Genomic DNA, 14,034 nt, shown 5'->3' on the forward strand with positions numbered 1-14,034 from the left:
TTTTCACGGCAAATAGGGCCCTTTTGTAAAAGGTGCCCTCACAAGCCATTTTTGATAATTCATAATTTATAAAATGGGCGTGACTATATAAATTGAACTAAAGAATATTTACACTTGCCACTCCGATGATAGATCAACCTTCCAATCGCTGTTATCTTCAAACTATTTTGATTTTCTTTTATAAAGGTGAAACTCTGGGGATATATGTGAAGCCTATGCTTCACATAAACAGTTAGTTCAAGCTATATAGAATAAATTCCTATTCTAGTAACGGCCATTTTCCTTTAATTTAACCCTTAATGTATCCTCATCCCAACCTTAAAACAGCTCCATCTGATCCACCCTCAAGTCAATTCTTGCCAGCGTTTCAGGGGCATGATCCCGGAAATAAGCATGTTGTACTCGATGGGTCGAATCAATAATTTGCTTGGATGCATCGTTCGTACTCCGAAGACGGCAGCTGTATACAATTGGAAAATAGTCCTGCAAAAACTTGCCCTCTGCATGTGCAGTCAAGGAAATGATCTGAAATCCCAGCTGTTCCGCAATAAAGAATACAGGACTGAGCACATGATCACTCGAAGCCTTTCCAAATGGGTTGTCCAGAATAACTGTACGGTGTAGCTTCATATTGGCTTTGATATACTGACGACGTTCAGCAACGTAGTTCAATAATCCGAGGAATAATGTCATATTCTTACTCCATTTTTCTCCACCCGACCAGCGGTTCGATTGCTCCCAAGAATATGAAGCTCTCGTCACCTGGTGGTCATTCGTCACTTTACGGCAGGTGACCTTCATCGCTTCACCCTTCAATACAACCTGAAGAAGTTGTCTTGAATCGAGCCATTTTTCCAGACTTTTACGCAGATCGCCCTGCTGTGTATTACCAGACTCATCGATGGTATATTGAATCCCCTCTAACTGAGACAGAATCCACTCCATATAGCTGCGAATGCGATCCTTACCGTCTTGCTCTTCCCATTCCGGGATAGAAAAACTGAAGATTTCCCGCCAACCTTCAACGGATTTAATCCGCGTCTTCTTCGGCAGCTCTTTCAATTCCTGTACAATTCGCTTCAAATGCGTGTGAATCCTCTGAATAAACTCTTGCAGATCACGATCATAGGTCTGAATCGTTTCTTCCATGATGTGAATTGCCTTCTGAATTCTCGACTCCATCGTCTGTCTGAATTCAATAACTTCTGCATAGGAATCTTTCAATTCGATCCCCTGGATGGCCATTTGCCGAAGTTTCACTTCCTTGACTTTGGAAATACAGAAATTTTTAAAGCTGTCCCTACCTTTGCCAACGATACTCTGCTCCCGCTCCTTCTTTTGCAAACAGGATTTGAGCTCAGTGACAGAGCGCTCGCTAAGCTCCATGCGAGCATAAGTAAAATCCAGTACACGACGTTCCTCCAAATGTGCAGGATGTATCCGTTCGTCATTCATACGATGCACGAGGGTATGCTTATCCCATAGCTGCAGCACACCATTCAGTTCATTAATCTGATGTTCTACGGCATCGCTTCGCTGTTGCCATTCCTTCTTCTCTAGCTTTAGCTTTATATTTTCCTGTTGCAGATTCAGCTTAACTGCCTTCAGGTCATCGTCAAACCGGGCTGGCTGCTTCTCCGGAAATTGAATGCTAAACTGCTGTCGTAAAATTGTCATGCGTCCTTCATTATTTTGTATCTCAGCCTTTTGTTTTTGTAGCTGTTCTGTCAGCTGTTCAAATTCATCGCGGTATCGTTCGATTCGCTGCCATGCCGACTGCTTCTGCCTCTCCAGCTCGACCGGCAGGTACAGCTCTGTATCCAAATCCAAATCAGAATGCTCACGGAGCAAATCGCTCATTCCCTTTTCCGCCAAAGACCTCTTTTCCCGTTCGTGCCCCTGCTCCATTTCAAGTTGATTGCGTTCTTTCATGATACCGGAGCGCTCCTGCTCCAAGACTTTATGCTCTTCCTTAAGCTCCGTCATCGAGCGGATTGCATCAACATAAACAAATCCCTGCACTTTCCGGTATAACTCATCATTGCGCAACAATTGCAGCCTCGTATTCGCGTCATGGTACTCCTGCTGCACAACAGATTGTTCCTCCAGAACTCTGGTCAACCCATATTTCTTCATCCTAAGCTGTTTTTGCATACCAGACAGTTGCTCACTGATCGGCGCAAGCTCCTTCTCCAGCTTGCCTCGCTCCACACCAAGTACTACATAACTTTGCCCATCCTTCAGCCAGACTCCCAGTTGATGAATCACATCTTGCATTTCAATAAGTTCCGTACGGTATTTGTCCATCGACTCTTCAAGCTGCCTGGATCGCTGTTCATTCTGCTGGATTTCTTGTGTAAAGCGGATCACCCGTTGGCGGCTTGCATAAAGTTGCTGCTCCAACGCCTGGGAATACGACAACGGGTATTTGTGTAGAAACTGCCGAAAAAGATGTTCGGCAGTTTGCCATTTCATCAGTTCCTCTTCTCTATTCTCACGCTCCCGCCTGATCTGCTCGGCCCGCTCCAGCAATCCTGCCTTCCACTGCTGAAAGCCGGCTTCCTCTTCATTTCCCTGCCAATGTGCAGGAACGATCCAATGCTCTTTGGACTCTTGCTTCCCAGTTCCTTGTATCATCGCCGCCGCTTCTGCCGTACTGAGCACACGGATGGGATAAGCAAATTCATCTTTTACAGCCGCGAGCTTCTGCATAAGCAGTTTCTTTTCCCCTTCTGTTGTGACCAGGGTCACGGACCACAGACTATCTTCGCACCGTTCCCAAGCATCATCCCCCAGATTCAGTGCACGAGCATATTCAGTGCCCGTTTGCAGCAAACTGAGTTGTCTTTTCCAAGTCTTGACGAATCGTTCAATGACAGTGTCAGCGAAAAATATCTCCTGTTCATTGTAGTCATCTACATAGCGGTAAGCGAGCCGTTCTTTGTGCAAAAATGTCTTTTTTTGTTCCTGTCTTTTTAGCATCCCTTCCTTGAGCCGCTCCTTGACGGAAGCTTCTTTATCGTATACAGAGGTGAGCCGTTCCCAATTCGGACGCAGCATACCCAACTCACGAACCACAGTGTCATGCTCTTCATTTAGCTGCTTCTGTTGCTGTTCCAGTCTTGCCTTTTCTCGTTCCTTCTCGCGGAGTTCCTCCTCCATTACTCGTCGACGGGTCCGAATGATTTCCTGTTCTTCATTCATCTGCTTGAGCTGACGCATATGATCGATCCGTTTGTCCTCCAACTTTTGCTGTCGTGCAGACCAAACCGGAATCTGCTCCTCAACCTTTTCCAGTGAAGGATTAGCCAGAATAGCGCGAGCAATTTTGTGCTGCTGTTCTTTTTTTTCATCAAATTTGGTCTGTTTCTCATGTAGTTTCAGGTCCCATGACCGGGTCTCAGCAAGAAGCCGATCAATGGTTTTTTTCATTTCAATCTCTTCGATTTTCAGACCCTCAAGAATAGAAGCCTGTTCTGTCAGAGACAGAGATATCTCTTCGTCGTCCAGGGCAAAAGCCGTTCGCAATTCTCCACCGTTTTGTTCCCAGCGCTCTTGCAGCTGCTGCTCGTCCTCATTTTGTTCAAGCCTTTCAAGCTGCTGCTCCACCTGTTGCAAACGTGCCTCGGCCACTTCCATACTTACTCGATGCTCTGAGTATTTCAGTGAATAAAAAGTTCTTGCTGCGTGCTGAAGCCGCTTGTACAGCATATCCGTCTCTTCCTGAACTCGATTTAAGCTGTTCACCAGCACGGAGTGTTCCTGCTCAGCTTCCGCAAGTTCCAGGGATTTAAGCTGCAACTGGAGCTCCTCTTGCTGTTTTGTCCAAAGCTGTAAACGCTCGACAAGCCCGGCCTTCTCCATCTGTTGCTCCCCTTGCTGCTGCCATGCTAACTTCTGATACGCTTTCCCCTCTGCGCGTGCTTCATTGTAACGTTCCCCGGCTTGATGCAGTCCTTCATATAATTGCACATAGTGGCTTAACTCCTGCAAAATCAGCTTATTTTCCTCGATTTGTTCTTTTAATTCCTTATAGCGCTTGAAACCTTCACGATGTGTATTAAATATGTCTACGAAGCTGCCCTTCTCAAAGCCTTCCATTGCTTCTTCAACCGTAGGGATCAGCAGTCTGTCAAACAGCTGTGATGTTGATTTGCAATCATCAAAAAAGTTCTCTATCCCGCCCTCCGTACTATTTATTTTCGCTACAGCCTCCCACTCTGACGCTATAATATGGAAATTCTCTTCAATATAGGCCTTATACTCCTTAAGCGTACCAAAAGTTTGAGCCGTCAGTGGAAAGCGCTGTGCCATCGAGGAATAATACTCTTGCATTTCACCTTTGTCTGCCGGCCTTGTCTTCCCCATATGCTCTTTGACGAACGGGATAGACTCCAGTCCGTTCCCATCATGTTCACCATATTCATAGGTATAACGATAAGAATCAACACCGCTGGTGTTAAGGAAAAGGCTAACGCACGTCATCGCATATCTGCGACGCGGCTTGTCGTTCAAAATCCACTCTATCGCAACATGAGCCGGGCCATTCTCCAAAAGAAGCGTATCTTTGAGCTTTCTCCCGGCCAATTCCGAGTGCGGCAACATTGCCTGCAGCGCCGTTTGAATAAACACCGTTTTTCCGCCGCCGTTCTCCAGGAGAATCGCACCGTTATGGCCATCAAACTGAAATATCTCATCATTATATCTTTTGTTCCCACCTTCATAGAGCACATGGGTAAACCTGATTTTAGAGATCGACGGCATGAATTTCATCCTCTCCAGCAATTTTTTTTCGCTCATCCAGACTGTAAAGAAAATTCAGAATCCCCCGATTATACTCCAGCTCCATAAAATATCGCTGTACAATCATTTTGGCCTTCTCGGTCAAAGCTAACTCACCTGCACCAACCTCTTCAGCCAGCTGCTGTTCCAGCAAAAAACGCTTGACCGTATCCAGAAAGCTGAGACGGCTGATCGTATTCCCTGTTTGCCGCTTTGCTGTTTCTTTTATATCATCCATCGTATCCCATTTCTCAATGACAGCCGACCAATGATAAGAGAACTCGACCTCGTAACTTTTTAATTGCTCCTCTTCAAACTCCTTGAGCAGTTCAACTCTCTCCTGTAACAACACGGCCCATTCATCCAGAGGAATAAAATTCCTGGTTGGCTCCAGACTCTGATAACTGTCATAGAAAGCACCAATAAACACAATGATGGCCATGTACATAAGGTACAAGTCTGCATTTACCGCAGAAGACCGTAGATAGGTTTTCTTCATATAGTCATTGCTCACATGAAACGGCGACAAACGAACGAGTGGAATCAGATACAACCCATCGCCTGTTACAATCACAGCGCAATCCACCTCAGCCGCAAACTGATCGACAAGTCCTCGAACTTCGTCATCCGCCATATATTCCTGCATACTCTCTTTCTCTACTTCCCCGCTCAGGGCCAGTTGCGAATACAGCTTGAACGCCTTCATTACCGTTTCATTATTATAGCTATAGGTCACCTTGCTCGTTCCCCCACTTTAACTTCATATTTTGGATTTGATAGCGCGTACCCGTCTCGACCATACCTGGACACTCAGAGACAACCAGCATCTGATGTCCCAGCAGACCAAATACTTCCTCCAGTCCAGTATTGTTATCATCTCTTCGATCCATGGACAATGCCTGGACTGGGCTTCGTTGATGTAGAATCAGCCAAAAGTCATAAAAGCTGCGCCTGTCTAACCAATGTCTTCGTCCATACTTTTCCAATCGTTCTATAAATTGATACAATTCAATCTCCGTTTTTTCATTAAGCTCCCGAATGAGCAATTTCATGATCTCCATAAAGAAAGCTCCCCGATGCAATGCAAACTGTAGATCGTTGTCTTCACCAGAAACCTCCAGGAAGCTATCTACCCGTGGTGCTTGCTCATCCATGCCGGTCATATTTTGTTCAGCAAACAACGTCAACAGCGACCAACTTCGTATCTGCCCCAGCCTCATAAAAGGAGATATTACCCCTTTCATCGACTCAAGAGGCAGCGGTAGCCCGAATACGATACCTGCAACATCCTGTTCAAAATTGAAAGAACTAAGTCCCGTGTAATACAGCGACTCCTTGGCCGAATGCAGAGCATGATTCTTTAGATTCATACATTGCTGTAATAAGCCCGAATGCTCGGCGTGAACTCTCTCTAACTCATTGGAAATGCGCAAAATATACTCATAAGCGCGTTCCTGCTTCTCCAAGTTCGTATCCGCATACAAACGCGTCAGCGTTTCTTTCACGAATTGTCTTAGCTCTTCAAACTCTTCATTTTCCCGTTGTAATCGAGCATAAATATCCTCCAACAGTACACTGTACCGTTTTAGTGTCTCTTCTGATACAATACTGCGTTTAATTTCATGCTCAAGTTTTACCATTCGCTCCTGCAATGACTCGACGTCTACCCGCATTTCATTGATTTGTCGCAGCGCTCCTTGGAACTCACCTTTTTCGAGTTGCTTGCGGAGGACTAGTTGATGAATGGACAGCTGAAATTCTGAATAAAACTCCTTCGTTGCAAACACCAGTTCAAGCCCATCCTCATCCAGCGCATAAAATTGTGTATTGTTCTTTGAATCAAAAGCATTCGCCCTCAGAATAGATGTATATATCGTCTGCCGTTCTCGGGTTTCCCAATTGAAAAACGTAAATTCACGCTTTTTACCCGAAGCTGGACGAAAAACTTGAATAATGTCCCGTGCCAAATCCTCGCATTGCGAGATGTCTACCTTCAACTGCCCTTCCGTAATACGCAGTAAATATAGAGCTAGATCCTTGACCCCCACCTTCGTATTTCTCATAAGCTTATGTTCAAAGAAAAACAACAAGGCCAGCAAACCAAGCTCCATCATCTCAATGGGCTGTCCGAGCTCGTCGTTTTTCTTTTTCCGTTGCAACTCAAATAAAGGATCAAACAGAGCCACCTTCGACATACGTTCCTGAAAACCAGACAGCGTGTCTTCTAATTCAAATCGATCCATTGATTCCATGCTTCACTCCTCCATATGTGCTGCAATTGTTGCGATGACAACGTTTCTTGCGGGTAGTATCCTCCTGAATGAAGGCAGTTTTTGATCTGAGACTGCTGCCGCTGGCTGAAAAACGAGGAAAATTCCTCTACAGCATGATCTACTCTTCGCTGATTGTTTTTTCCTAGTACATAGGGTTGCTCCAAACAAGCTTCATAGAATGGAAGCGCCGGGATCATCATCTGTTGCTTGTTTGCCTCATGCCAGATACGTATCCCCTCATAATCAAGATCCCCAAAGTAAAAGAAACGGTGCTCACGATTTGTTATGGGATACTGCAACGAAAACATGTCCAAATTCCCAGTAATTTTATTGCCACAGCCGTAAATTAACGTATTGAAAGAACTTGACGGCAAAACAGGGAGCAGTGCTTGAAATGTCGTTTTATTCTCTACGATTAAATGTGTACACCTTAAAAAAAGAGATTCTGTTGTCTGGTATGGATTTACAGCCAACATTAACGGATCGGATACCGGATGAATACGAAGCAAGTCCCACACTCCAAGCCGCTTTAGCAGTGCAGCTCCACCTAGATCAGTAATCCACTTCTCATTTCCGGTGAGCTGATAGCTTCGTTCCGGAGCCGGAACCATCGATAATGGAAAACCCTTGGTTTTCAGGAAATAATCGATACGGTCAATCCACGGTCGATCCTCAATAAATTGCTGTTCCGACATTCCAAAATAGCTATCCAACAGTATTGTTGAATGAATCTTAAGACGATACTGTTGGAGATGCTGATTGTGCTGCTTCACAATGGCTGGTCTGTTGACACGATAACGGTAAGCAAGTGACTTCTGTTTCATTGTACGACCAGCAGACTTCACCGGTTCGAGCACTCCATCTTGCTCCAATTCTAATACCAACTCTACAAACTCACTAGGATTGGATTCAATGCTGCCAAACAGCATTTCCAACTCTTCAAGGGTAATTGTCACTTTTTTGAAAAGACTAAGTTTCTCTTTTATCGTTTGCTTGATATTCATAGGCAATGCATCTCAAATAAATGAATGGATTCAACATAAAAGTGATAAATTTGAAATGACTTTTCAAAGGATATCAAATCTTTGACTGTCTGTTGGGACTCAACCAATATATGTATCTGTTTCATACAATCTCGTCGTTCCTATTTGCAATTCTCTCAATCAACGCTGCCGATAAATTCAACTTTCCCATGAAAAACGCTCCAATCATTAATATTTTTAAATTGTGTCGCAACTAAAATAATGTGTATTTACAGTATACACTACACTCCCCACCAAAGCCGACAAGTCGACCTCTTTAATCTAACCAGATTCAGGAGACCAAATTTAAAAAAAGAGAAATCTACACATCCGTTCAAACAGCAAAGAGGCCACCTTTTGTACAAGGCGCCCTCTGGTCTGTTCAGCAACTACTTTTGCTTATAAAACTCGTGGTACAGCTTCATTAACGCCCGCTTCTCAATCCGTGATACATAAGAACGTGAGATGCCCAGTTCCTTCGCAATTTCGCGTTGAGTTCGTTCCTCCCCGCCTGCTTCCAGGCCAAATCGACCGATTACAACTTCCTTCTCCCGATCATCCAGGATGTCGAGATTGCGATAGATTTTGCTTTTTTCAATCTTGAGCTGCACTTTATCTACAACGTCGTCGGCTTCTGTTCCGAGGATATCGATCAGTGTGATTTCGTTGCCTTCTTTGTCCGTACCAATGGGGTCATGCAGGGATACGTCTTTGCGTGTTTTCTTCAGGGAACGCAAATGCATAAGTATCTCGTTTTCAATACATCTCGCCGCAAATGTGGCAAGCTTCGTACCTTTGCCTTGTTGAAAACTTTCGATGGCTTTGATCAAACCAATGGTTCCGATGGAAATCAGGTCTTCCTGATCTTCACCCGTATTGTCGAACTTCTTGACGTTGTGTACTCGAAACAAGGTTAACATATGAATCATTGTGCAATGTAAATTTATTGCCTAAGTAGCCAGTGCATGATATGGAGAAGCGATTCTTATCCTTTTCATGAGTTATGATAATTTCATCAATTAACTTGTCAACAATAAACCTCTTATCTTCACTGGATAAGTTCAATTTCATAAATTTCTTATATTCTTTAGCCAAATTTATCAGTTGCTCTTGCGTTACTTCATGTTTATTTCTTGCATTCAGTTTAGATTGGATTTTGTCATGTTCGCACTGTATTTTGGTCTTCTCCTTATCTAATTGGCTAATATCCATATCCAGTTCTTCTTCGTTTATAATTCCCTTGCGAAACATAAGTTTAATTTTAGTACGTTCATCTTCTTTGCTTTTTAATTGTCGGGAATATTCGGCAACAAGATCTTTTAAATTATCATCTGGTGAATTAGATGTAGACTTAAGTCTAGATATGATTTCATCTGGATTGTTCAAGAGTTTGATTATAATATTCCATACAAAATCATCAAGTATATCTGTACGCAAAGTTGGAACGGGACATTTATGGACTGATTCTCCAAACTTTCTTGGATATTTTCCCGAACAGCGATATATGGGGTAAGTCACTTTTTCGCCTTGTTTTTTTGAGTTGTATGTTGTTGACTCCCATCTTCTACCACAGTGACCACATCGCATAAGGGATTTGAGAAGATATGTGTGTTTGACATTTCCACCTTTGCGCGTCAAATTTTTACCTCTTTGGATTTGAGCTAAATTAAACAATTCTTCATTAATTATTAATGGGACATTAACCTGAATCCATTCCGTTTCATCTCTAATCTTGTATGTTTTTTTCGTTTTTCCCTTGGCAGTCTTTTGCCCTTTTAATTTTCTGGTTTCACGCTTATTGTAAAAATATTTACCAATATAGATTTGAGATGTAAGTATTCTAGATATCGAACTTGCATTCCAAGCTTTACTTTCTGCTCTCTTTGGGATAGCCCCAAGCTTAGAAAGTTCTTCTCCTATCTCTCTTAGAGTTTTCCCATCATGTACATACCACTGATATATCAGATGAACAAACTTTGCTTCTTCTTGGTTTATAGTTAGTTCTCCACCAGCAAGGTTGTATCCATATGGCGCTACCCTCATTGGCATTATCTTTCCGTCTTTCTCCACTGCCCTGATTCTTCCCCTTACTGTTCTTTTTTTGATTAACTGCAACTCATATTGAGCAATAGATGACATCATATTGAAGAACAGTTGACCTTCGGGCGTCGTAAGGTATTCAGTATCTACAAATATTAGTTCTACATCATTCTTTTCAAGTTCACGACATATTATCAGCTTATCAGTTAAATCCCTTGTAAGCCTGTCAGGGTGTGTAACAATCAATTTCCCTATTTTTTTGTCCTTTACGTCTTGCATCAAAGCATTTAATGCTGGCCTGTCTATGTCCTCCCCTGTAAATCCAGACTCAATATATTCTCTTATTTCTTCTTTTGAGATGTTTAAGCTTCTGGCTTTCTTGTAACATAGCTCAAGTTGTCCCTCCAAACTCGTTCCTTCAGATGCTTGCATTCCGGTGGACACACGTGGATAGACTGCGACCTGTCTCAATGCTGACTCACCTCCATATAGAGTAAATTAGAATGACAAAAGGTGGCTATTCGCCACCCTCATCACTTTGTTGATCTTGAAACATTTTGTCGATAATATAGTCAATTACTTGATGTAGTGGTTCATCGTTATAGTATGTATTTTGCATGATTTCTTCATTTGGAACATACACAATCTCAACTTCTTTTTTAATGGCTATTTTGTATCCCTCCCCCTCTTGAGAAACTTTATTCAAAGGAGAGATCGTCCTATTCCTAATTTGTCTGTATAACTTCACGGTTGACAATTTGCTTCACTTCAGCCTATTCACACTACCTAAATCACTTCTAAGATTCTAAATGTACATGTCCAATGTAACTAACTCTCTCAATTTAACGAACACAATAGCTTCTAATATGATTTATATTAGTTGGTCTTGCTTTAAAATAATTGCCATTCTTTCATAAGTGAAATTTCTATTGATCGTTATTGTTCCACCATGCGGATGCTCTGTAGTTATTGAGAAAGATCCCGTATAACTTACGTCTTCAGGGTTTTCATATTCTTCCATTTCTACCCTTCCTAAAGTTACGTCTTCCGACTGGAGTAAATAAAGACAGTTACCTACCTGATGGAATCTTCCAGTGTCAGACTTTGAATAGGGTAAGCCTATATGTTTAAATGCCGCGCCCTTAGAATCAAATCGTCGAAAAGTTTGCTGTTTCGTTGGATCAGTAGTATTTACTACAGTAAATAGATAGTGAGGAAAGCTAGTTGCTTTGGCGCAATTCTTTGCATTTGTTAATACTTGTATGTTATCCAAGCTATAACCTTCTTTTTCATTCAATCTGTCAATCGTTGGTCTGAATGAATGCTTAAAATCATTTTTCATGTATTCTTCCGTAACTTCTTTCCACAATAACCAGAATGCTTGCTTTTTATGTAGGACAGCTAAAAAAGTTTCCTCTTCATTCTCCCATTCACACTCTACGTGTTTATACATTCCAGTGTTGTACTTACAATTGGTTATTCGGCTGTAGATGCTCCCATGGAGTAGAAATGCGCTGAATTTTTCATCATGTGTAATTATGCCTTCTTCGGAACATTTTTCTGCAAATGCTAGTGCGCGCAACTTATAGTCAACGTAATTTTGATCACCATATGTACTAATCCACTCTTCTAATACTTCATCTGCAATGAGACGTTTTGCCAAATCATTAACCCCTTTATAAAATATTATTTTTGTGTTATTGAGAATTCAGAAGTCGGACATTAAGCCCGACTCTGTAATTGTATAATCTCTACTCACTAATTTTCTTGTAACTCCGAATTTCTAGTTGTGGATTGTAAAAAAACTCGGTATTGGGTATATGTAAATCATCGTACACAAAGTGCTCATCTTCTGTGAATATCAAACCCTGTGTATCGACTTCAACCTCATATATTTTTCCCTTAGAAAAATCATCTGTTTCCCCACTTAGAAGTTCAATAAAATCTGCTTCGTTTATGTCTGCAATTTGTTTTAATTCAGGCTGCATATACTTTCCTCCGTGTTTTTATATTTGATAAACACAATTGACAGGTTAATTTAAAGCAAAATCAAGTCAATGGCATCACCACCCTTATAGTAAATCAACGGTGTCTATCTATATAAAACACTGCTTAAGCTGTATGTAGTTAATTAATCCCATGCACTGATATATCCCATTTGCACCTGACCAGCTCGATCCAACATAGATATATACTCTTCAGGCACAGCCCCGATCCTCCAAAGAAGCTGATCCTTTTGAACGGTGGTTATCGTTTCAAACATTACAATTGAGTCATTACGTAAGCCACATTCCGTTGCATTCAGATTGACATGAGTTGGCAAGTCCTTCTTTTTTGAGGTGGTCACGGATGCAATTTGAACAGTGGGGCTATAACGATTTGCCATGTCATTCTGCGTAATTAAAACTGGACGTTTCCCTCTCTGCACGCTACCGTTGTTGGCATTTGTCAAATTTGCGAACCATAATTCGTACCGACGATATTCTTTAGTTTCAGCAGTCAACTTTCATCACTCCGTTTGTCGTTTTCTTTATATTTGAATTATAATTCAGACTACACTATTTTACAAGTATTATTTTTGTGTTTTATATAGAAGAAATAGGATCAGGCTTATTTGCCCAATCCTTTATTGTGATGATGTTACATGTTAATTAGACTGTTGCCTTCATTAATCGTTGTAGACGTTCCTAGATGTGTTGCAACCGTTGAAGATTCTACAGCAATCAATTTATCGTTCAATGTCACATGTGCTCCATTACCTGTTGTAATTCGTCCCTGACCACTACCAGATGTGCCGGGACTGATTGAAATAATTGTACCGCCAAGCTTGGGGGAAGGAGATGGATCAGCAGTCCAGTTCTCGTTGGTCTGGTCACCCACACACGCAATGGGGACACCATTGACTGTAAACTTGTTGCTGTTGGATGCTAAAGTGCCCGTAACCTTAGCTCCAGTTGTGTGAGTTGTGGTGGTGTATGTAGGACTATATCCCGTACAGTTGCCGAATTGATCCCAAGATGAACATTCCGTTCCACTTTGATATCTTTCAACATATGACACGTGACCACTTTTGTTTGATTCTTGTATAGTTGATCCTACAAGTGCTACTTTAGCGATAATAATCTTCCTTTCTTACATCATATAAATTTTAAGATACCTCTGTTCAGTTGAGTTATCGTCAGCGTAATCTATTGCTTGCTTTTGAGAACTATCTTTGATTTTTGCATCTGCTTTCAAATTTGTCATTTCCCCAAAATAAAACACATTCTTAGTAATCACGGTCAACATTAGCGCCGTTTTTCCGTCATCACGTTGAACATTAACATCGAGGGCATTTCTCTTGATTGCTTTGTAAGCTTCGTAATTATTTTCTTCAATAACGTACATTAGCAGTGTATTTCCACCATTAGATGAGTCCTGAGCATTTACATCCAATGTACCAGCGTTTAATGCTGTGCGAATCTTATCAGCATCTAGCTTTCCGTCTGTCGAATAAGTCTCTTTCAAATTATTCACCTTTTTACTTGTTGTCGTATTTGTATTTTGGCTAGGCGATTCTGCCGAACCAGTTTTACTGCCTGTTGAACTAGAGTTGTTTGTCGTGTCACTGGATGACACGCCTTCTTTCAATGAAACTTGCGACTTTGTAACAGATTCAACTGAATAACCCATAGCATTTGCGGTATCACGCACAGGCAAATATAAGCGACCATTTACGTTTAATGGTGAATCAGACAATTTAGCTTGAGTACCGTCAACCACTAGCTTAACACTAGATTGTGTCGCTTTAAGGTATGTAGCTGCCCCTACCGCCGTTGCTCCTGTAAGAGTAACACCAACAATTGCTCCAAGTAGAAATGTTGGTAGTTTTTTAAACATCTTTTTCATCTTATGTACCTCCAATTTAATATGGGATA

General features: G+C 41.8%; 12 protein-coding genes. All 12 read right to left on the reverse strand.

The features are described from left to right. Positions 1–318: 318 nt before the first annotated feature. Entirely contained in the window at positions 319–4,764 is a 4,446-nt protein-coding gene (locus tag MHB43_RS23705; protein WP_405130524.1) for a chromosome segregation ATPase, read from the reverse strand. Next, positions 4,748–5,518 carry a DUF6063 family protein gene (locus tag MHB43_RS23710; protein ID WP_339186353.1) on the reverse strand — a complete coding sequence of 257 codons (771 nt, stop codon included), beginning with the start codon at positions 5,516–5,518 and terminating at the stop codon, positions 4,748–4,750. The genes MHB43_RS23705 and MHB43_RS23710 overlap by 17 nt, the downstream gene beginning before the upstream one ends. Beyond that, positions 5,508–7,034, reverse strand: a complete 1,527-nt coding sequence (locus MHB43_RS23715; protein ID WP_405130525.1) for a replicative DNA helicase — start codon at positions 7,032–7,034, stop codon at positions 5,508–5,510. Before MHB43_RS23715 ends, MHB43_RS23710 begins: the two co-directional genes overlap by 11 nt. Next, the gene (locus tag MHB43_RS23720; RefSeq protein ID WP_405130526.1) at positions 7,007–8,059 is read right to left on the reverse strand and encodes a Wadjet anti-phage system protein JetD domain-containing protein; all 1,053 of its coding nucleotides are present in this window, start codon (positions 8,057–8,059) and stop codon (positions 7,007–7,009) included. Before MHB43_RS23720 ends, MHB43_RS23715 begins: the two co-directional genes overlap by 28 nt. Before the next feature lie 407 nt (positions 8,060–8,466). Beyond that, positions 8,467–9,006, reverse strand: a complete 540-nt coding sequence (gene sigK, locus MHB43_RS23725) for an RNA polymerase sporulation sigma factor SigK (protein ID WP_405130527.1) — start codon at positions 9,004–9,006, stop codon at positions 8,467–8,469. Beyond that, positions 8,945–10,588, reverse strand: coding sequence for a recombinase family protein (locus tag MHB43_RS23730; RefSeq protein ID WP_405130528.1), 1,644 nt, complete (start codon positions 10,586–10,588; stop codon positions 8,945–8,947). Before MHB43_RS23730 ends, sigK begins: the two co-directional genes overlap by 62 nt. A gap of 46 nt (positions 10,589–10,634) precedes the next feature. After that, positions 10,635–10,823 (reverse strand): hypothetical protein, encoded by a 189-nt coding sequence (locus MHB43_RS23735; protein ID WP_405130529.1) that lies wholly within the window; start codon positions 10,821–10,823, stop codon positions 10,635–10,637. Between the two features lie 165 nt (positions 10,824–10,988). Continuing rightward, positions 10,989–11,780, reverse strand: a complete 792-nt coding sequence (locus MHB43_RS23740) for a hypothetical protein (protein WP_405130530.1) — start codon at positions 11,778–11,780, stop codon at positions 10,989–10,991. A gap of 88 nt (positions 11,781–11,868) precedes the next feature. Beyond that, positions 11,869–12,105, reverse strand: a complete 237-nt coding sequence (locus MHB43_RS23745) for a hypothetical protein (protein WP_405130531.1) — start codon at positions 12,103–12,105, stop codon at positions 11,869–11,871. Positions 12,106–12,248: 143 nt separating this feature from the next. Beyond that, positions 12,249–12,620, reverse strand: a complete 372-nt coding sequence (locus tag MHB43_RS23750; protein ID WP_405130532.1) for a type II toxin-antitoxin system PemK/MazF family toxin — start codon at positions 12,618–12,620, stop codon at positions 12,249–12,251. A gap of 137 nt (positions 12,621–12,757) precedes the next feature. Next, positions 12,758–13,177: a hypothetical protein gene (locus MHB43_RS23755; protein WP_405130533.1), complete on the reverse strand. Its 420-nt coding sequence runs from the start codon at positions 13,175–13,177 to the stop codon at positions 12,758–12,760. Positions 13,178–13,249: 72 nt separating this feature from the next. Beyond that, a complete protein-coding gene (locus MHB43_RS23760; protein ID WP_405130534.1) occupies positions 13,250–14,005 on the reverse strand; it encodes a stalk domain-containing protein in 756 nt (251 codons plus the stop codon). Positions 14,006–14,034: the final 29 nt, after the last annotated feature.

This window comes from Paenibacillus sp. FSL H8-0317 (genome assembly GCF_045040685.1).
GTDB lineage: Bacteria > Bacillota > Bacilli > Paenibacillales > Paenibacillaceae > Paenibacillus.

What these genes read in the sequence shown, in the direction of transcription:
- MHB43_RS23715 (WP_405130525.1), bottom strand. Translation starts at nt 7,034, where the DNA reads ATGGAATCAATGGATCGATTTGAATTAGAAGACACGCTGTCTGGTTTT.
- MHB43_RS23760 (WP_405130534.1), bottom strand. Translation starts at nt 14,005, where the DNA reads ATGAAAAAGATGTTTAAAAAACTACCAACATTTCTACTTGGAGCAATT.
- MHB43_RS23705 (WP_405130524.1), bottom strand. Translation starts at nt 4,764, where the DNA reads ATGCCGTCGATCTCTAAAATCAGGTTTACCCATGTGCTCTATGAAGGT.
- MHB43_RS23745 (WP_405130531.1), bottom strand. Translation starts at nt 12,105, where the DNA reads ATGCAGCCTGAATTAAAACAAATTGCAGACATAAACGAAGCAGATTTT.
- MHB43_RS23720 (WP_405130526.1), bottom strand. Translation starts at nt 8,059, where the DNA reads ATGAATATCAAGCAAACGATAAAAGAGAAACTTAGTCTTTTCAAAAAA.
- sigK (WP_405130527.1), bottom strand. Translation starts at nt 9,006, where the DNA reads ATGATTCATATGTTAACCTTGTTTCGAGTACACAACGTCAAGAAGTTC.